Source organism: Streptomyces sp. NPDC058157 (assembly GCF_042884105.1).
In the GTDB taxonomy this organism is placed as follows: Bacteria; Actinomycetota; Actinomycetes; order Streptomycetales; family Streptomycetaceae; genus Streptomyces.
The window spans coordinates 102,491-119,523 of sequence record NZ_JBHVUQ010000001.1; the positions used below are offsets into that span (position 1 = coordinate 102,491).

A 17,033-nucleotide genomic window follows, 5' to 3' on the forward strand; every position below is an offset into this window, starting at 1 on the left:
CGTCCCGCGCGGCCGTGCGCGGCCGCGGCAACATGGTGTTCACCGCAGCGCGCGCCCGGGGTAACAACCGCTTCCTAGCGTGACCGACCGACGGGAGCGCGGCTACGAACGGGTCAGCTGGAGGAGTCGACATGAGCACCACCGAGAGACGGGAGACCGTGCCCGACGCGGCGGCGCCCGCTGCCGGCAGCCAGGCGGTCAGGGAGACGCTGGAGGACTACACCCTCCGTTTCGCACCCCGCAGTTACCGCCGCTGGACCCCGATGGTCGTGGCCACCACGGCCCTCGGCGGCATCGCCTACATGGCGGACTTCTCCATCGGCGCCGGCATCGGCCTGGCCCACGGCACCGGCAACGCCCTCCTGGCCATCGCCGTCGCCGCGGTCGTCATCTTCGTCACGGGCTTCCCCCTGGCCTACTACGGCGCCCGCTACAACATCGACCTCGACCTCATCACCCGGGGCTCCGGCTTCGGCTACTACGGCTCGGTCCTCACCAGCGTCATCTTCGCCAGCTTCACCTTCATCTTCTTCGCCCTCGAAGGCTCGATCATGGCCCAGGGCCTCAACCTCGGCCTCGGGCTGCCGCTGTGGCTGGGATACGCCGTCTCCACGCTGATGGTGATCCCGCTGGTCGTCTACGGCATGAAGGCGCTCAGCCGGCTCCAGGTGTGGACCACCCCGGTCTGGCTGCTGCTGATGGTCGGTCCGCTGGTCTACCTGGTCGCCCAGGACCCCGGCACCGTGGACCGTTTCCTCGCCTACGCCGGCACGGACGGCGACGGCGCCGTCGACACCGCCTCCGTGATGCTCGGGGCGGGTGTGTGCCTGTCCCTGATCGCGCAGATCGGCGAGCAGATCGACTACCTGCGCTTCATGCCGCCCAAGACCGCGGCGAACCGGCGCGCGTGGTGGACCGCCGTGGTCATGGCCGGCCCCGGGTGGGTGGTCCTCGGCGCGCTCAAGCAGGCCATCGGCGTGTTCCTCGCCGTCTACGTCCTCGCCGAGGCCGGACCGGCCGCCGCGCCCGAGCCCATCCGGCAGTTCCGGGGCGCGTTCGACGCGATGATGCCGTCCTGGGCGGTCATCCCGCTGGCCGTGGTCCTGGTGGTCATCAGCCAGATCAAGATCAACGTGACGAACGCCTACTCCGGCTCGCTGGCCTGGACGAACTCCTTCACCCGCGTCACCCGGCACTACCCCGGCCGCATGGTCTTCGTCCTGGTCAACCTCGGCTTCGCGCTCGTCCTGATGGAAGCCGACATGTTCAGCTTCCTGAGCGGCGTCCTCGGCTTCTACTCGAACTGCGCGATCGCCTGGGTGGTCACCGTCGCCACCGACATCGGCGTCAACAAGTACGTGCTGGGGCTGTCGCCGCTCCGGCCGGAGTTCCGCCGGGGCATGCTCCACGCGGTGAACCCGGTCGGCGTCGTGGCCTTCGTCGCCGCCTCCGGGCTGTCGATCGCCATGTACTTCCGCCTCCTCGGCGACGGCCTCCAGCCGTACTCGCCCGTGGCGGCGGCCCTCATCGCGTTCGTCCTCACCCCGCTGACGGCCGTGGTCACCCAGGGCCGCTACTACCTGCGCCGCACCGACGACGGCATCGGCGAGCCCCTGCTGGACGGCGACGGCAACCCGAGCGCGGCCACCTTCGACTGCCACGTCTGCCACCAGCCCTACGAGCGCCCCGACCTCACCGCCTGCCTCACCCACGACGCCGTCGTCTGCTCCCTGTGCCTGAGCACCGACAAGACCGGCGAGCACGTCCTGCCGGCGGCTGCCGGGTAGGGGGAGGCGCGGCTCAGGCCGGGCGGAAGCGCATCGCCGACCACACGTCGTCGACGGCGATCTGGCGCACCGGCCGGACGCCGTGGCCGGCCAGCGCTTCGCGCAGGACGTCACGGTTGAGGTCGGTGTCGAGCTTGCCGGCCTTGGGGTAGGCGATCCAGGCGGGCCTGTCGCTCCGGGCCGCGTCGATCGCCGTGACGGCGGCGGACGTGGCGAGGTCGGCCCTGGTCCGTACGAAGGCCACGATGACCTCCCCCGCCCCGGGTGCCGCGGCCGGCTCCTCTTCCCGCGCCGCGAGCACGGGGACGTCGTCGGCCGCGCCGAGCTGCACCAGTCGCTGTCCCGGCTTCATCTGCAACTTCGCGCTGAGTTCCACACGGTCAGTATGGACGGCCGGGCGGCCCGCACGGGCCCGGCCAGGAGCAGGAGGCGGGCGGGGGGCTCGGGTTCGGCCGTCAGGCCCAGCCGCCGCGCGCGCCCTCCTGGAAGGCGGCCTCGTAGGCGTCGTCGCCGAGCCGGGCCCGGGCGCGGCGCTCGCACTCGGCCCGCAGGGGCGCGAGTTCCGGCGTCCCGCGCTGGGGGTGCCCGACGGACTGCCAGAGCGTCTGGCACGCCCCCGAGGTGCGGGCCGCGCGGACGGGGTCGCCGTCGGCGGCGAGGGCGGCGGCGAGGAGGTCCAGGCCGAGGGCGGTGCCGAAGCTGTCGCCGAGGCGGTGCTTGGCGGCCAGCATGGACCGGGCGTGCTCGGCCGCCGGGGCGGGCCGGTCCTCGATGAGGGAGATGAGCGCGAGCTGGTAGTCGGCGTAGGAGCGGGTCCAGTACTCGCCGAGGGCCGCGCAGCCTTCCCGGAGCGCCCCGGCCGTGGCCCGGGCCTGGTGGTGGAGGCCCGTCGCGGTGAGGGCGAAGGTCCGGGCGAGGTGGCAGCGCAGGGTGGCGGCGGAGTCGAAGGGCGTGCCCGGCAGGCCGTCGAGGGCGTTCTCGGTGACGATGCGCGCGGCGAGCGGCCGGCCCGCCATCAGGTGGCTGAGTCCGAGCAGGTACGCGGCGTCCAGCCGTCGCTCGCGGTCGCCGGGGCCGTCCCCGGAGACCGCGGCGGCCGCCTGGCAGGCGAGGGCGAGCCGGTGGGCGTGCTCGTGTTCGCCGCGCAGGAGGAGGACCACGCCCAGGGCCCAGCGGGCCCGTGCGAGGTCGCGGTCCTGCGTCCCGGGGGCGTTCAGGGCGCGCTGGAGGTAGGTCTGCGCCTCGTTCAGGCGCCCGCAGCAGGCCCAGAAGAACGCCACCCGGGCCGCCGTGTCCAGGGCCCGGGCCGGATCGGTCCGGAGCATGAAGTCCAGGGCGGCGCAGAGGTCGCGGTGGCGCGCCCGGAGCCGCTGGTACCAGTCGTCCTGCCCGGACGAGAGCCAGCCCTCCTCGGCCAGGCGGGCCAGGCGGTGGAAGTGGGCGGCGTGGCGCCGGCGGACGGCCTCGCGCCGGCCGAGCCGGCCGAGCCAGGTGCCGCCGTACTCCCGGACGGTGTCGAGGACGAGGTGTTCGCGCCCGGCCCTCCGCACGACGGACTTGGCCACCAGCGCGTCCAGGACCGCCCGTACGCGGGCCGGGGGCAGGGCCTCGTCGGAGCAGACCGCCTGCGCGTCGTCCGCGTCGAAGGGGCCGGCGAAGACCGACAGCCGCGCCCACAGGAGCCGTTCGGCGGGCTCGCACAGCTCGTGGCTCCAGCCGATCGTGGTGCGCAGGCTCTGGTGCCGGCGGGGGTCGCGGGGGGTCTGGGAGGTGAGGGGGTCGATGTGGCGGCGCAGGCGGGCGGCCAGTTCCTCGGGTGTGTGGTGGTTCAGCTGGGCGGCGGCGAGTTCGAGGGTGAGGGGGACGCCCTGGAGGCGGCGGCAGATGTCCCGCGCCACCCGAAGGAGTGAAGGCGGCCAGGGGCGTGGGAGGTGCGGGGCGACCGTCGCGGCGCGTGCGAGGAACAGTTCCAGGGCTTCGTCGGGCCCGAGCGGCGCCAGTTCGACGACGTCCTCGCCGGGGAGGCCCAGCGGCTCACGGCTCGTGGCCAGTACGGACAGCCCTGGCGAGGCGGCCAGCAGGTCGGCGGCCAGGGCCCGGACCCCGGGGACCAGGTGCTCGCAGGAGTCCAGCACGAGCAGCGGGCCGCGGTCGGCCAGCCAGGCGCACAGGGCCTCGGCGGGCTCGCGTGCGGTGTGGTCGGCGAGCCCGAACGCGGCGGCGACGGCGTCGGCCAGCCGGGAGTCGTCCGGCAGCCGCGACAGCTCCGCCCACGCGACCTCCCGGCCGGAGCCGGCCCCTTCCAGCAGCTGGCGGGCCGTCCGGCTCTTGCCGACACCGCCGGGACCGACCACGGTGACCACACGGCTGCCGGCCAGCGCGGTCCGCAGCCCGGCCAGCTCACGGCCCCGCCCGACGAACACCCCGGCCCCACGTCGTTCTTCGCGCACCCGGGCAGTCTGGCCCATGGCACGCCCCCTCCGCGGCCGTGTCGCCGGCCAGGGGCGCGGGCCGGGGGCGCGGGCCGGAGGACCGGCGTCAGCCGCCCTGCGGGGCGCCGTGTCCGGAGTGGTCGATCACGTTCCCGTTGGAGCAGTTGTTGCGGTGGTTCCCGGTCCAGTCGCCGAGCGCGGGGACGACGGCCAGTTCCTGGATGCAGACGTCCGCGGCCGTGAAGTTCCAGTTGTTGGCGGCGTTGACCCCGCTGCCGAAGTTGGAGTCGGTGTCGGTGTCCGCGTGCGCGGGGACGGCGAGGCCGACGCCGGCGAGGGTGAGGGCGGTGAGGGCGATGATCTTCTTCATGCCCTGGGCAACGACGTGGCCGGTCCCGGGACACGGCCGCCTGACGGGTCGGACGCGGCTCCGACGCCCCGCCGGTGGTGTCCGTCAGGTGTGGTACTCGCCGTTCCACGGGGCCGAGAAGCCCAGCCGGTCCGGGTAGAGCTCGGCCCAGTCGTCCTCGCCGGCCTCGTCCTCGGCGTGGCACTCCGTGACGAGGCCGAAGCGGACACCGTCGAAGGTGAGCCGGAACGGCCGAATCGCGATGTCTCCGTACTCGCGCTCCGCGAGGCCGTCGAGGACGGCGGTCAGCCGGGCGTCCGCGCGGGCTGCCACGGAATGCTCGTCATACGGGCGCTTCAGCTGCTCGGCCCGCGTGCCGGCGCACCAGATGTCGGACTCCTGGTGGTGCCCGTCGTGGTCGAAGGTGTGCAGCGCGACAAAGAGCTTCTGGTGCTCCTCCCAGCCGTCCCCCCAAACGAACCCGCGCGGGAGCGCGTAGATGACCGAGGCCAGGAACTGGCCGTCGCGGAACCGGCCGATGGTGCTCGTGCGGTGGCCCGGTTCGTGGGTGATGGGAATGATCCCGGGGACGGCCATGCCCGCACTCTAAACTCCGGGCGCCAGCCGAGGCCGGCCAGGGCGGCCACGCTCGCGCCGAGGACCCTGTCGCGTACCTCGCCCGGGAGACGGGTTCAGGCGGTTGTCGCGGAGGGCGGTCTGGCGCAGGCGCGGCAGCCCGGCCTCCGCGGTCGCTCGGTGAAGATCCGGCCGGACGTCGGTCAGTCGGTGCCTTCGACGATGCGGAAGTCGCGCTCGACGCCGTCGGAGAGGGCGGCCAGCGCCTCCTGGTAGGCAGCGCTCTCGCGCGCCGCGACGGCCTGCTCGAAGCTGTCGAACTCGACCAGGACCGTGCGCTCGGCGATTCCGGCGTCATACGCCACGACCCGACCTCCACGGACGAAGGTGCGACCACCCCAGGGCTGGACGGCCGAACGGGCCAGCTCGTTGTAGGCGGCCAGCTTCTCAGGGTCGGAGATCGTGCGGTAGACGCTGACCCAGTAGCCCTTGGGCATGGAACCTCCAGTGTGGGGATGAGTGCGTGTGACGTGGATCAGTGGGCGGAGATCGGCTCGGTGCCGGGTTCGAGGGGCAGGCGGAGCGCCCTGACGGAGAAGGAGACGGCGTGGTACCAACCGCAGATCAAGACCAGATCGAGTGCGGCGTCTTCACCGGCGGCAGAGACCAGGGCCGCCCAGGTCTCGTCGGAGAGGTCGAAGGTCGCATGGAGCTCGTCGACCGCTTCGAGCACGGCGCGATCGGCGGTGTGCCAGCAGTCGTCCGTCGGCCTTCCCTTCGCGAGGGACGCGAGCTGCGCGGCGTCGAGTCCCACCTTCTCGGCGAAGCCGACGACGTGCACCGCCCACTCGTAGTCGGCGCCGCACAGCGCGGTGGTCCGGTCGATGACCAGCTCGCGCTGGCGCGGGGTGAGAGCGGAGCGGCGGGAGAAGTAGTAGCTTCCCCAGCCCGCGAGGGAGCGGGCGAGGTCGGGCCTGCGGGCCCACACCCGGAACAGCTGGATGGGGGAATGCCCGAGGAGCGCAAGGGCCTCGCCGGCTTCCTCGCCGTAGGGCGGCGAGAGCGGCTCGATGCGAGGCTGCTTCGATTTCAGAGGCATAGCGGTACGTTAACATGGGCGCTTCGGAAAGGGAAGCAGATGACACGACCGACACCACTCCCGGGCCGGCCGGTCCGCGGCTCGCAGACGGGGCGCCCGATCATGGCGCTCCTGGACCTCTTGGGCCGACGCTGGGCGCTGCGGATCCTGTGGGAGCTGCGGGACGGCTCGTCCCCGACCTTCCGCGAACTCCAGCAACGGTGCGGCGGCGTCTCGTCGAGCGTGCTGGCGGACAGGCTCCGCGAGCTCGGACAGGCCGACCTCGTCGAGAACTCCGGCGAGGGGTACCTGCTCACCGAACAGGGCAGGACCCTCCGGGAATCCCTCGCCCCGCTCGACGACTGGGCCTCCGGCTGGCGGCCCAAGGCCGCGGACTGACGCCGAGTGGGCGTCCCCGGGGCCCGGGGACGGCGACGGGGACGGGGACGGTCGGTCGCGCTCGCGGGCGCCTTGGAAGGCTCGCCGCCGGACGGTTTGCCGCTGGAGGGCTGCCCGGCGCCGCCCAGGACCTCCGCCAGGGCTTCCTGCACCGCGCGGCCGGGCTCCACGCGCCGGCGGAGCCGGTGGAAGACCTCCAGGGCCTCCGCTTGGCGGTCGGTGCGGTGGAGGGCGAGGATCAGGTGCCGGGAGAACCCCTCGCGCAGGGGGTGCTGTTCGGTCAGCGTGTCCAGCTCGGCCGCCAGACCGTCGTGCGGGCGGAGCCGCAGATCGGCCTCGCAGCCCCATTCCACCGCGCCGAGCCGCGCCTCTTCGAGGGCCTGGAACTCCGGCCCGTACCGCAGGCCCTGCGTGAGCTGGGGCAGGTCCGCGAGGGGCTTCCCCCGCCAGAGCCCCGGCGCCCGTCGCGCGCGTATGGCGCACGATCTCCCAGTGGCACTCGGCACAGGTCTACGGCACGGGACGAGGCCCCGGCGAGCCGCTGCGGCCCTCTTGGTCATCTCCCGGTCCCGCTCCCGGCCGAACCTGCGGCTACGCGGGCGGCCGTCCGTGGGCGGGGCTGCGGCGAGGTGTCCAGCGGGTTCCGGTGGTGCCTGTAGCGCCCTACACGCGGAGTTCCCTCAGATGTGATGCCGGGGGACGTCCGGCGTGAGCCTCTGGCGGACGCGGCAGCGCAGTCCGCTGTGGGAATCGACCGCCGCACCGGTCGGTACTCGGCGTGCAGGGCGAGGGCGCTCGGGGCATGGCCGGTCTGACCGCGTGCCCGTTCACCGAGCTGGGCGGCCGGCGGCCCGCAGGTTGAGCCGGCCGGCGGTGACGGCAAGTCCCGCGAAGATCACCGCTGCCGCGCCGATCATGGCGATCTCCTCGTGGAGGGCCACGCGGTCCACGTGCGGCGCTTGCGGCGGCACCCAGCCGGCCGGATCCACCAGGGCGTCCTGGGTCCGGCCGACGTCGGAGGGGCCGGAGCAGCCTTCGTATCCCTCGAGAGCGGCGTGCGGCAGGGGCAGGCCGTCCGCGCGGCGTAGGTCGCACTTCCAACTGACGCTTCCGGCCTTGTCCTTGGAACCGTGGGCGGCGGTCACCAGCACCGGGGTCCGCACTCCGCGCAGGACCATCACCTCGGCCCGGATCGCAGGCCTGGACGCGACCAGCAGGACGATCTCCAGCACGAGGGCCGGACCGATCAGCCACCAGGTGGGCCGCAGCCCGGCCACCACCCCGAGGCCGGCGACGAGCACCAGGAAACCCGTGATCCCGCCGAGCAGGCCGTAATCCGGGTTGCTCGCGAGAACCGCCAGGCCGACCAGGGCGCACGGGGTGGCGATCGCGGTCGTCACGCTCAGGCGCGTCACCAGCCGGGGTGACATCGCGGCGCTTCGCCGGTTGCCCCGCCCCTTCCCGGCGGGCTTCCGCCGACCCGACCTCGCGGGGATCCGTCCGCTACCACGTCCGTTGCTCATTCCCTGCCCCCCCCGCCGACGACCGGAACAGCCTGACGGATCCTCGGAGCGCGGGAAAGGCCGGGGTGGCAGATCTCGATGCCGGGGTCCGGCGTCAGGATCGGACTCAGCGCGAGCGGGTCGCTGTCGCGCGGCAGCAGCAACTGGCGACGACCCTCGGGTCAGGGCCGTGCCCCTTCGGCGGTGCAGCCGGGTGGCATCCGCACGTCGGTCAAGGCGAGTTCGGGCCGCTGCTGCGCCGCTGCCGCCAACAACCCGTCCGCGTAGTCGGCTTCCGCCGTGACCCGGCTCGGCGATCACGGCACGCACGGAAGCTCCGCCGTGATGGTGGTGGGCCCGCCAACGGGGCTGCTGACGTGGAAGGCCCCGTCGAGGGAGCCGACCCGCTTGGCCAGCCCGGACAGCCCCGTGCCGGCGGCGGCGTCGGCACCGCCCAGCCCGTCGTCGGTCACGCGCACGCGCAGCACCTCACCGACCCGACCGACGACGACCTCGGCACGCATCGCGTTGGCGTGCTTCGTCGCATTCGTCAGCGCCTCCGAGATCACGAAGTACGCGACCGACTCCACGCTGGGCGCCACCCGCTCCTCCAGATCGACCCGCAGCCGCACCGGCAGGGGCGTGCGCGCGGCCAGCCCGGACAACGCCGCGTCCAGACCCCGGTCTTCGAGCACGGCCGGGTGCAGCCCCCGCACCAGGTCACTGAGTTCGGCGATCGCCTCCTTCGCGTCCAGGTGCGCCCTGGCGATCACCTCGCGGACGTCATTCGGCAGGTCCGGGCGGGTGGCAATGGCCAGACCGAGGTTGACCGCGAGGGACACCAACCGCTGCTGGGTGCCGTCGTGCAGGTCGCGCTCGATCCGGCGGCGCTCCGCGTCGACGGCCTCGATCAAGTCGTTGCGGCTCACGGCCAGCTGATCGACCCGCTCCTGGAGCCGCTGCGCCCGGCTGGGCCCGAGCAGGCCCAACGCCAGCCGCGCCTCGGCCTGGGCCACTGCCCGCGCGGTCCAGGGCAGGGCACACAGGAGGAGGAGTCCAGCCGCCGTGTAAGCCGGCAGCTGGGTCAGGTAGCCGAACCAGTCCCGGCGGATTCCGCTCGGCAGCGCCCATGACCAGACGTACGCGATCACGCCAGCCAGGCACGCCGCTGCCACCACGAGCACCAGCAACTCCAGCAGCGCGAGCAGCGGGCCCAGCAGCAGGTGGTAGCCGATCTTGCGCCAGGGCCGCGTCGCCCCGAGCCACCGGGCGGTCGAGGCCCACGTCCATCGTTCCGGCGCGGTGGGGGTGAGCCGGGGGACCTCCACACCGATGAACGCCCGGTAGCGGGACCGCTGAACGGCCGTCAGCACTGGGCTGCCGAGCAGGACCAGGGCGGCCGACGTGGAAACCGTGAGGATCCAGCCCCCCGTCCTGGCGGTGGTCGTCGCCGCCCAGGCCCACACGGGCACCAGCGCCAGGTGCGGCAGCACACCGGCGGCGAGAAAGCCGGTGTCCCGCCACGCCCGGAGGCCCGTGCGTCTCAGTCCAGCTGGAATGTTCATGGCACGACGCTAGGGCACCGCAGGAGGACGTCGCCATGGAGCCCGTACCCGGTCTCATGGTGAACCTGGTACCAGCTGCGTCCGTCGAATCCGACGGGCGGCCAGACGGGGTCACCGCCCCACGTGTCCTCAGCGGTCAGGGTGAGGACCAGCCGGCCGTCGACCACGGCTGCGGCCACGCCCTCGTCGTTGACGGACGCCTCGGCGAAGTCAGCGGGTGGGACGTGGTCGAGGAGGAAGACGAAGTGGAGGGCGAAAGGTGAACCGTACGAGTCGGGCTCACCGTCGGCGTCGACCATGAAGTTGGCCCGCCAGGCACCCGCGCACAGCGTCCACACGAGATGACCCAGGAAGTCCGCGCCGAGCAGCGGGTCTGCGCCGTCGATCAGTACCGCGACGTCCTGCTTGCCGTGCCCGGGCCCGTGCCAGTCGCCGAGGCAGTCCACCATGGCGTCCCAGTTGTGTCCGAAGTAGCCGGGGAACCCCAGTACACGGGCGAACGCCCGGTACAGACAGCCTTCCTCGTGCAGCTCCTCGCCGTCCAGGCGCAAGACGATTCCGCCCCTGGCCCGCAGCTCGGCCCCGGCCGCGGTCACCCAAGGGTCGGCGGACGAGGTGAAGGTGACCCACGGCGATCGGCGTTCGGTGAGGGTGGGGAGGAAGCTGCTCATGCCGCATGCTCGCACCCCGCCCGCCCGGGGCGCGTCCGGGATTCGGCGCCGCTGTCAGCTGTACAGCAGCTGACCGAACCAGCTGCGGCGCAGCGCCGTCCCGCTACCGGTTCCGCCTTGGCGCGGCGCGGGCCGGCGGATCACGTCGATCACGGCGTCCAGACCCCGGCGGCGTCGGCGTCGGCGTCGGCGTCGGCGTCCGAGGAGACCCTCGACGACTGGCTGAAACGGGCCAGCGACGTTACCGGCGCACTCCCACCCAAGTGGACCCGAGTCCGCTGCGGGCGTCCAAGGCGCGGTCGCCCCGGACGGAGGGCCGCAGCATGGGCTGCCCCGGTGCCCCTGCGTTTGCCGGGCCGCGGCAGCTGCGGATTGCGGGGTGCGACGGGCTGTGTCAGCGTGGTGAGCCGGTAGCTGGGGGGTGTCAGGGGCGGGGACGACCCGAGGAATCCCGGACGAGGGGAAACCCATGAGGCACATTCCGAGTACTGCCGTGAGCGCGGCCGCAGCGCTGCTCCTGTCCGTCGGCGGAGCCTCCGCCGCCTTCGCGGCAGATCCGAGCCCCAACCAGAGTGCGGCGGCTGCGCAGTTGTGCACCGATCTGAACGAACTCCGGTCCGACGCGACGGCACTGTTCGGACTGAACCCGGCGTCCGCGACGAAGGACCAGGTCAAGGACGCGTACGACGACGTCAGGGACGGCTGGGACGATGTCTCGGAGTCCACGGCGGCATGGAACGCGGCGCAGAAGGACGCCGTGAAGTCCGCGGCGGATGGGCTGAAGAAGACCTGGGACGGCTTGCCGGGCGATGTCACCGGCGCCGAGGCCGCCACCAAGCTGAAGCCCCAGGCCCAGATGCTGGACAGCGCGGTGAAGTCCGCCCGGACCGGCCTGAAGTGCCCGGGCTGACGACCGCGCCCGGACCCACGACGGTGATCCCCTCGGCGTGTGACCACGCCGAGGGGACCACCGTGTCGCAGAAGCCGGTCCACGGCTAGGACGTCATGGCCGACCTGTCCGGCCGCCACCGCGTCATCGCGCCCGACCTGCGCGGGTTCGGCGCGAGCGGTCGGGCCGCCTCCGGATACGACGCGGAGACCCTGGCCACGGACGCCGAGGCGCTCCTCGCCACGCTCGGCGTGTCCTCGGCCGCCGTGGTGGGCATCGACGCGGGCACCGCGCCTGCCTTCCTCCTCGCCCTGCGCCGGCCCGACCTCGTCCGGCGCCTGGTCGTCATGGAGTCCCTTCTGGGCAGGCTGCCCGGCGCGGAGGACTTCCTCGCCGACGGGCAGCCGTGGTGGTTCGGTTTCCACTCCGCCGCGCCCGGCCTCGCCGAGACCGTGCTGGAGGGCCACGAGGCCGCCTACGTCGACTGGTTCCTGGGCTCCGACACCCACGGCGACGGGGTGCGCCCCGCCCTCCGGGACGCGTTCGTCCGCGCGTACACCGGCCGCCAGGCGCTGGGCTGAGCGTTCTCCTACTACCGGGCCCTGCCCGAGAGCGCCGTGCAGATCGAGCGGGCGGTCGCCACCGCCCGCCTGACGGTTCCCACGATGGCCCTGGGCGCCCGGCCCGTCGGTGCTGCGCCGGAGCGCCAACTCCGCCCGGTCGCCGACGACCTCACCGGGCACGTCCTCGAAGACTGCGGCCACATCATCCCGTTGCACCGGCCACACGCCCTGCTCAGGCTGCTGCGTCCGTTCCTGGCCGGTGAGGACGCGACAGCGGTGTGACCGCGGCGGGGCCGACATGCGCTGTACTCCCGGCACCGCCAACGGGCCCGTACCCGTGGCGGTCGGCCGCGGGGCCGGGCCCTCTGGACGCCCCCGCACGCCGGCACCCAGGCCACACCTGCGCCCTCAGGCTTGCGCGGTGGGGCGCACGACGATCTCGCCGACATCGACGCCGTCGGGTTGTTCGATGGCGTAGCCGATGGCGGAGGCGACGGCCGAGGGCGGCATGGCGATCTCGTCCCGCTGCCGGGTCATCGCCGCCGCGATCTCGGGGCCGGCTCCCTTGCCGATGCCTTCGGTATGGGTGAAGCCGGGTGAGACGAGTGTGACGCGCAGGTCGGGTCCCGACTCCTGGCGCAGGCCCTCGGTGAGCACCTTCACCGCCGTTTTGGTGGCCGCGTAGACCGCCTGGGGGGTCTTGACGACGTAGGCCGCGGTGGAGCCGACGTTGACGAAGTGGCCGAAGCGCTGCCGGCGGAAGACGGGCAGAGCCGCCCCGATGCCGTTGAGCAGGCCGGTGATGTGGGTGGAGACCATGGCGTCCCAGTCGTCCTGGCGCAGTTCGTCGAACGGCGAGACGGCCATCGTGCCCGCGTTGGAGACGAGGACGTCGAGCCGGCCGTACCGGTGGAGGGCCGTGTCCGTCAGCCGCTGGAGGTCCTCGCGGCGCGTGACGTCGACGATGACGCCGGTGGCGGTGCCGCCCTTCGCCGTGATGCCGTCCACGACGGCGTTCAGTCGCTCCTCGCGCCGGGCTCCGAGCACGAGTCGGGCGCCCTTCGCGGCGAGGTAGGCCGCGGTTGCCTCACCGATGCCGCTGCTGGCACCTGTGATCGCGATGACTTTGCCCTGGATGCCCGACATGATCGGCTTCCCTCCTCGGGGTGCGCCGCGGCGCGATGACCTACAGTGAAACCGGAGGGGCCCCCAGTTAGGTCGACTGTAAGTGGGGGCGCATCCGGTTAGCAAGCTCGCAGGGCTTCGAAGAGGGGACGGCGAACACCGATGACCGATGGAACGCTTCGGCCGCTGCGGGCCGACGCACGGCGGAACAGGGAGAAGATCCTCACGGCCGCCGTACGCGTCTTCGCGACGGAGGGGCTGGATGCGCACCTGGAACGCATCGCCAAGGAGGCGGGCGTGGGCAGCGCGACCCTGTACCGCAACTTCCCCACCCGGGAGGCCCTGGTCGAGGCGGTCTACCGCAACGAGGTGGCCCAGCTGTGCGAAGCCGCCCCCGTCCTCCTCGCGCAGAAGCCGCCGACGGAGGCCCTGCGCGCGTGGACACGCCTGTTCCTGGACTACGTCACCGCCAAGTACGGCATGATCGACGCCCTGCGCGCCATCGCCGCGACGGGAAGCAATCCGTACGGCCACAGCCGGGAATTGATCCAGGCCGCCATCACCTCGCTCATGGACGCCTGCGCCGCCGCCGGGGCGATCCGCACCGACCTCCGGCCCGCCGACCTCGGCGCGGCCCTGGAGGGCATCGCCCTCACCTCGGCGAGCGCGGAGCACCGGCAGCGAGCGGAGCGCCTGCTCGACCTCACCCTGGACGGCCTCACGGTCCGCCCGTGAGGCCTCCTGCGGGCCCGCCCGGCATGGTCGCGGGCCTGCGGGTTGCGCTCCCGGGCCGCGGCGAACGCCCGGGGCGTCGATCAGCCCCGGCGGGGACGCCGGATCTTCATGTCGTCCACGCTGGTGACCTTGGTACGCAGCGCGCCGTGGCCGATGCCCCGTGCGGCGAGCGCCGCGGCCGCCAGGTCGCAGGCCGCGCCGCCTGCGGCCTCGTCCTCCAGGTCGGCGGCCTGTCGGATCACGCAGCGGAAGGAGAAGGCGCGCAGTTCCCGGTCGTAGACGAGGGTGCCGTCGTCGGTGAACGCGGCCGTGAGGATGTCGTGTTCGTCAGCGGTGGCGAGGAGGTGGCTGCGCCGGGTGTCGTCCAGGCCGGCGAACACGCCGCGGACGATCACTCGGTAGGTGCGCTCACTCATGGGACGTTCCTTCCTTTCGTACGTCGCGTCCGCCCTGCTCCAGCAGGGCGGACAGTCCGTCCAGGAGCCGTTCGAGGGCGAACGAGAATCGGTCCTCCATGGACGGGCCGGTGAGGTCGCCGGCGAGCGCGACCAGGTGGGGGAAGGTGTCCTGCGGCAGTCCGCGCAGCTGCTCCCCCGCCGCCGTGGCGACCTCCCTGCGGCCGGCGCCCATGGCCTCGGACGCGGAGAGGGGTCCCTGCTCCTGGAGCACGAAGCCCTGGACGAAGGCGCCGAGCAGGTAGTTGATCATCGCGGCGTCGGCGTCGGAGAAGCCGGCCTCCCGCAGTCGGCCGAGCTGGTCCTCCATCAGGCGGAGCAGGTGCGGGCCCGGAGCGAGGCGGCCCGCGACGACCTTGGCGGCGTCGCGCTTGCCGAGCAGGTGGCGGCGGTAGCGCACGCAGTACTCGCGCAGCTGCTCCCGCCAGTCGCCCTCCCGGGGTGGCGCCTGCGCGTCGGCCATGAGCGCGTCGGTGAGCAGGTCGAGGAGTTCCTCCTTGTTGCGTACGTGCCAGTACAGCGAGGACGCCTTCACTCCCAGCTCCGAGGCGACCTTGCGCATCGACAGGCCGTGCACACCCTCGCGCTCCAGCACGCGCAGCGCGGCCTGGACGAGCGCCTGCCGGGTGAGTCCCGCCTGCTGCGGGCCGCCGTCGCCCTTGCCCTCCACGGCCATCGGCCACCTCCTCCGCGGGCCCCACCGGAAATCCCGCTTGCCAACTAACACTGTTAGAGGCAGTCTAACCGCACCAACCGCCCACTAACACCGTTAGGGAACCTGATGCGGAAATCGGTGAACCCGCCGCCCACCCGGCACAAGGGGCTCGTGCTCGCCACCCTGTGCGCCACGATGTTCATGGCGATGCTCGACAACGTCATCGTCAACAACGCGCTGCCGCGCATCGGGCAGCAGCTGCATTCCGGCGTCAGCGGACTCCAGTGGGTGGTCGAGGGCTACAGCCTGGTCTACGCGGCCCTGCTGCTCACCGGCGGCACCCTGGGCGACCGGTACGGCCGCAGGCGCGTCTTCCTCACCGGGCTCACACTGTTCACGGCGGGGTCGGCGGCCGCCGCGCTGTCGGGCTCGACCGGCGCGCTGGTCGCGGCCCGGATGTTCCAGGGCCTGGGAGCGGCGCTGCTCACGCCCGGCAGCCTGTCCATCCTGCGCCACGTCTTCCCCGACGAGAAGGAGCGGGCCAGGGCCGTCGGCCTCTGGTCCGGCGTCTCCGCACTGGGCCTGGCCGTCGGCCCGGTGCTGGGAGGGCCGATCGTGGACGCCTTCGGCTGGGCCGCCGTCTTCTGGATCAACGTCCCCGTCGGCGTGGCGGGGCTGCTGCTCGCGGCCCGGGTCCTCCCCGAGTTCGCGGCCCGCAGCCGCCGGCTGGACCTGAAGGGCCAGGCCCTCTCGGCACTGGGATGCGGCGCTCTGGTGTACGCGCTCGTCGAGGGGCCCGCCCGGGGCTGGACCGACGTCCGGGTGCTCGCCCTCGCCGCCGTGGCGGTACTGGCCCTGGCCGCCTTCTTCCTGGTCGAGGCCCGCAGCGCCGACCCCATGCTCGACCTGAGCTTCTTCCGGGACCGGGTGCTCGCCGGCGCCGCGGTGAGCGGGTTCGTGATCAGCTTCGGCATGTTCGGAGCCGCGTTCTTCCTGCCCCTGCTCATGCAGGACGTGATGGGCTGGTCCCCGTCGGACGCGGGCGTGGCGGGCCTGCCGATGACCGCGATGATCGTCATCGCCGCGCCGCTGTCGGGCGCGCTCACCTCACGCCACGGCCCCCGCCTCCCGCTGGTGGCCGGCGTGGTCCTGTGCGCCACGGGGCTCGGCGCCCTCTCGCTCTACGGCGCACACGCCCACTACGCCCAGTACGTCTGGGTGCTGGGCGTCATGGGCTTGGGCATGGGGATGACGTTCACCCCCGTGTCCGTCACGGTCATGCAGCGCGTCGACCCGGCGCGGGCCGGGATGGCCTCCGCGATCCTCAACACCCTGCGCGAGATCGGCGGAGTCGTCGGCGTAGCCGTCCTCGGAGCCGTTCTCAGCAGCCGCTTCGCCACCCATCTGACCGACTCGCTCCACCGGCTCGGCGCACCTGCCGACATCGCCCGCCACCTCCCCGGCACGGCCCCGGACAGCACCGCAGCCCTCCCCGCCCCCGTCCGCGACGCCGTCGACGCCGCCTTCACGGACGCCCTGCACCTGGCGCTGCGCTGCGGCAGCGCCACCCTGGCAGCCGCGGCGCTCCTCGTCACGCTGCTCCTGCGGCCGCGACGGGGGGCCGGCCCGTCTCCCGCCGACGAACGACCGGCCCCGCAGCCGGAAGCAGCCCGGCCGTAGGGGGTATCGCGTTGAGGTCGCGGGTGCTTTCGGTGCCGGCGCGGCGGGCGCTGCGCGGCGCCCGACACAGGCCCCGGTTCAGGCCCGCGCCCGGGCGGCTTCCTGCAGGTCTTCCAGGACGGCGGCGAGTTCGCCCTCGGCGGGGGCGGTGGGGAACTCGTGGACCTCGACGCCACCAGGTTCGTGGACCAGCAGGCGCCACGGGCCGGTCGCGGCCCGGATGACGGCCGACGGCGGGAAGGGGCGGGCCCGGACATCGTGCCAGAGACTGTTGACGGGGTAGCGGACCTTGTCCTGGGCTGCCTGGCCGAACTGCGCCTCCGTCCACAGGAAGCGGGCGGTGGCCGCCTCGCGGGTGCGGAAGCGGTGGACGGCGTGGAGGTCGAACCGTGTGGGGTCGACCTTGCTCTGGTGCTCCTGTACCACCCACCACACCACCGCGCGCCGCCCCCTGCTCATCTCACGCCTGCCTGCCCTGCGGCATTCTCTCCGGCCGGGGCCCGCCCCTGCCACCGGTTCGCACCAGCCCGGCACGCCATGACGTGTCCCAGCCGGAGGGCGGCACCGGCTGT

The 17,033-nt window shown here is 73.2% G+C and carries 18 protein-coding genes and 2 pseudogenes; 6 read left to right on the top strand and 14 right to left on the bottom strand.

All coding sequences use genetic code 11. The annotated features are described in order from the left end of the window. Positions 1–131 precede the first annotated feature (131 nt). Positions 132–1,787 (top strand): allantoin permease, encoded by a 1,656-nt coding sequence (locus ACFVXK_RS00425; protein WP_389608920.1) that lies wholly within the window; start codon positions 132–134, stop codon positions 1,785–1,787. Positions 1,788–1,800: 13 nt separating this feature from the next. On the opposite strand, the gene ACFVXK_RS00430 is transcribed toward ACFVXK_RS00425, so the two are convergent. The 6 genes from ACFVXK_RS00430 to ACFVXK_RS00455 form a co-directional block, all read right to left on the bottom strand. After that, positions 1,801–2,163, bottom strand: a complete 363-nt coding sequence (locus ACFVXK_RS00430) for a hypothetical protein (RefSeq protein ID WP_389608922.1) — start codon at positions 2,161–2,163, stop codon at positions 1,801–1,803. Positions 2,164–2,242: 79 nt separating this feature from the next. Beyond that, complete coding sequence (locus tag ACFVXK_RS00435) at positions 2,243–4,237, bottom strand: ATP-binding protein (RefSeq protein WP_389608924.1); 1,995 nt, start codon at positions 4,235–4,237, stop codon at positions 2,243–2,245. Between the two features lie 88 nt (positions 4,238–4,325). After that, positions 4,326–4,589 (bottom strand): hypothetical protein, encoded by a 264-nt coding sequence (locus ACFVXK_RS00440; protein ID WP_389608926.1) that lies wholly within the window; start codon positions 4,587–4,589, stop codon positions 4,326–4,328. An 84-nt stretch (positions 4,590–4,673) separates the two neighbouring features. Beyond that, positions 4,674–5,165: a hypothetical protein gene (locus ACFVXK_RS00445; RefSeq protein ID WP_389608928.1), complete on the bottom strand. Its 492-nt coding sequence runs from the start codon at positions 5,163–5,165 to the stop codon at positions 4,674–4,676. Between the two features lie 182 nt (positions 5,166–5,347). Beyond that, positions 5,348–5,641: a DUF1330 domain-containing protein gene (locus ACFVXK_RS00450; protein WP_389608930.1), complete on the bottom strand. Its 294-nt coding sequence runs from the start codon at positions 5,639–5,641 to the stop codon at positions 5,348–5,350. A gap of 38 nt (positions 5,642–5,679) precedes the next feature. After that, a complete protein-coding gene (locus ACFVXK_RS00455) occupies positions 5,680–6,243 on the bottom strand; it encodes a carboxymuconolactone decarboxylase family protein (RefSeq protein WP_389608931.1) in 564 nt (187 codons plus the stop codon). Between the two features lie 39 nt (positions 6,244–6,282). Between ACFVXK_RS00455 and ACFVXK_RS00460 the strand changes: the two genes are divergently transcribed. After that, positions 6,283–6,621 carry a winged helix-turn-helix transcriptional regulator gene (locus ACFVXK_RS00460; RefSeq protein WP_389608932.1) on the top strand — a complete coding sequence of 113 codons (339 nt, stop codon included), beginning with the start codon at positions 6,283–6,285 and terminating at the stop codon, positions 6,619–6,621. A 179-nt stretch (positions 6,622–6,800) separates the two neighbouring features. On the opposite strand, the pseudogene ACFVXK_RS00465 reads toward ACFVXK_RS00460, so the two are convergent. From ACFVXK_RS00465 to ACFVXK_RS00480, 4 genes and pseudogenes are all read right to left on the bottom strand, one after another. Further along, positions 6,801–7,181: pseudogene (locus ACFVXK_RS00465) on the bottom strand (BTAD domain-containing putative transcriptional regulator); the annotation flags it as partial. A gap of 267 nt (positions 7,182–7,448) precedes the next feature. Continuing rightward, positions 7,449–8,021, bottom strand: a complete 573-nt coding sequence (locus ACFVXK_RS00470) for a hypothetical protein (protein WP_389608933.1) — start codon at positions 8,019–8,021, stop codon at positions 7,449–7,451. Positions 8,022–8,440: 419 nt separating this feature from the next. Next, on the bottom strand, positions 8,441–9,688 hold the full coding sequence (locus ACFVXK_RS00475) for a sensor histidine kinase (protein ID WP_389608934.1): 1,248 nt from the start codon (positions 9,686–9,688) through the stop codon (positions 8,441–8,443). Further along, the gene (locus tag ACFVXK_RS00480) at positions 9,685–10,359 is read right to left on the bottom strand and encodes a barstar family protein (RefSeq protein ID WP_389608935.1); all 675 of its coding nucleotides are present in this window, start codon (positions 10,357–10,359) and stop codon (positions 9,685–9,687) included. Before ACFVXK_RS00480 ends, ACFVXK_RS00475 begins: the two co-directional genes overlap by 4 nt. Positions 10,360–10,852: 493 nt before the next feature. On the opposite strand from ACFVXK_RS00480, the gene ACFVXK_RS00485 reads away from it, so the two are divergent. Together ACFVXK_RS00485 and ACFVXK_RS00490 are read left to right on the top strand one after the other, a co-directional pair. Continuing rightward, positions 10,853–11,269 carry a hypothetical protein gene (locus ACFVXK_RS00485; RefSeq protein ID WP_389608936.1) on the top strand — a complete coding sequence of 139 codons (417 nt, stop codon included), beginning with the start codon at positions 10,853–10,855 and terminating at the stop codon, positions 11,267–11,269. A 92-nt stretch (positions 11,270–11,361) separates the two neighbouring features. Continuing rightward, positions 11,362–12,093, top strand: a pseudogene (locus tag ACFVXK_RS00490) (alpha/beta fold hydrolase); the annotation flags it as partial. A gap of 126 nt (positions 12,094–12,219) precedes the next feature. Here the strand turns inward: ACFVXK_RS00490 and ACFVXK_RS00495 are convergent. Continuing rightward, a complete protein-coding gene (locus tag ACFVXK_RS00495; protein ID WP_389608937.1) occupies positions 12,220–12,957 on the bottom strand; it encodes an SDR family oxidoreductase in 738 nt (245 codons plus the stop codon). 141 nt (positions 12,958–13,098) lie between these two features. On the opposite strand from ACFVXK_RS00495, the gene ACFVXK_RS00500 reads away from it, so the two are divergent. Continuing rightward, positions 13,099–13,671, top strand: coding sequence for a TetR/AcrR family transcriptional regulator (locus tag ACFVXK_RS00500; protein WP_389608939.1), 573 nt, complete (start codon positions 13,099–13,101; stop codon positions 13,669–13,671). Positions 13,672–13,751: 80 nt separating this feature from the next. Here the strand turns inward: ACFVXK_RS00500 and ACFVXK_RS00505 are convergent, their stop codons facing one another. Then, positions 13,752–14,087, bottom strand: coding sequence for a DUF6204 family protein (locus ACFVXK_RS00505; RefSeq protein ID WP_389608940.1), 336 nt, complete (start codon positions 14,085–14,087; stop codon positions 13,752–13,754). Next, positions 14,080–14,802: a TetR/AcrR family transcriptional regulator gene (locus ACFVXK_RS00510; RefSeq protein WP_389608942.1), complete on the bottom strand. Its 723-nt coding sequence runs from the start codon at positions 14,800–14,802 to the stop codon at positions 14,080–14,082. Before ACFVXK_RS00510 ends, ACFVXK_RS00505 begins: the two co-directional genes overlap by 8 nt. Positions 14,803–14,907: 105 nt before the next feature. Between ACFVXK_RS00510 and ACFVXK_RS00515 the strand changes: the two genes are divergently transcribed. Continuing rightward, positions 14,908–16,461, top strand: a complete 1,554-nt coding sequence (locus ACFVXK_RS00515) for an MFS transporter (RefSeq protein ID WP_389608944.1) — start codon at positions 14,908–14,910, stop codon at positions 16,459–16,461. Positions 16,462–16,539: 78 nt separating this feature from the next. On the opposite strand, the gene ACFVXK_RS00520 is transcribed toward ACFVXK_RS00515, so the two are convergent. Continuing rightward, on the bottom strand, positions 16,540–16,920 hold the full coding sequence (locus tag ACFVXK_RS00520; protein ID WP_389608945.1) for a hypothetical protein: 381 nt from the start codon (positions 16,918–16,920) through the stop codon (positions 16,540–16,542). Between the last annotated feature and the right edge of the window lie 113 nt (positions 16,921–17,033).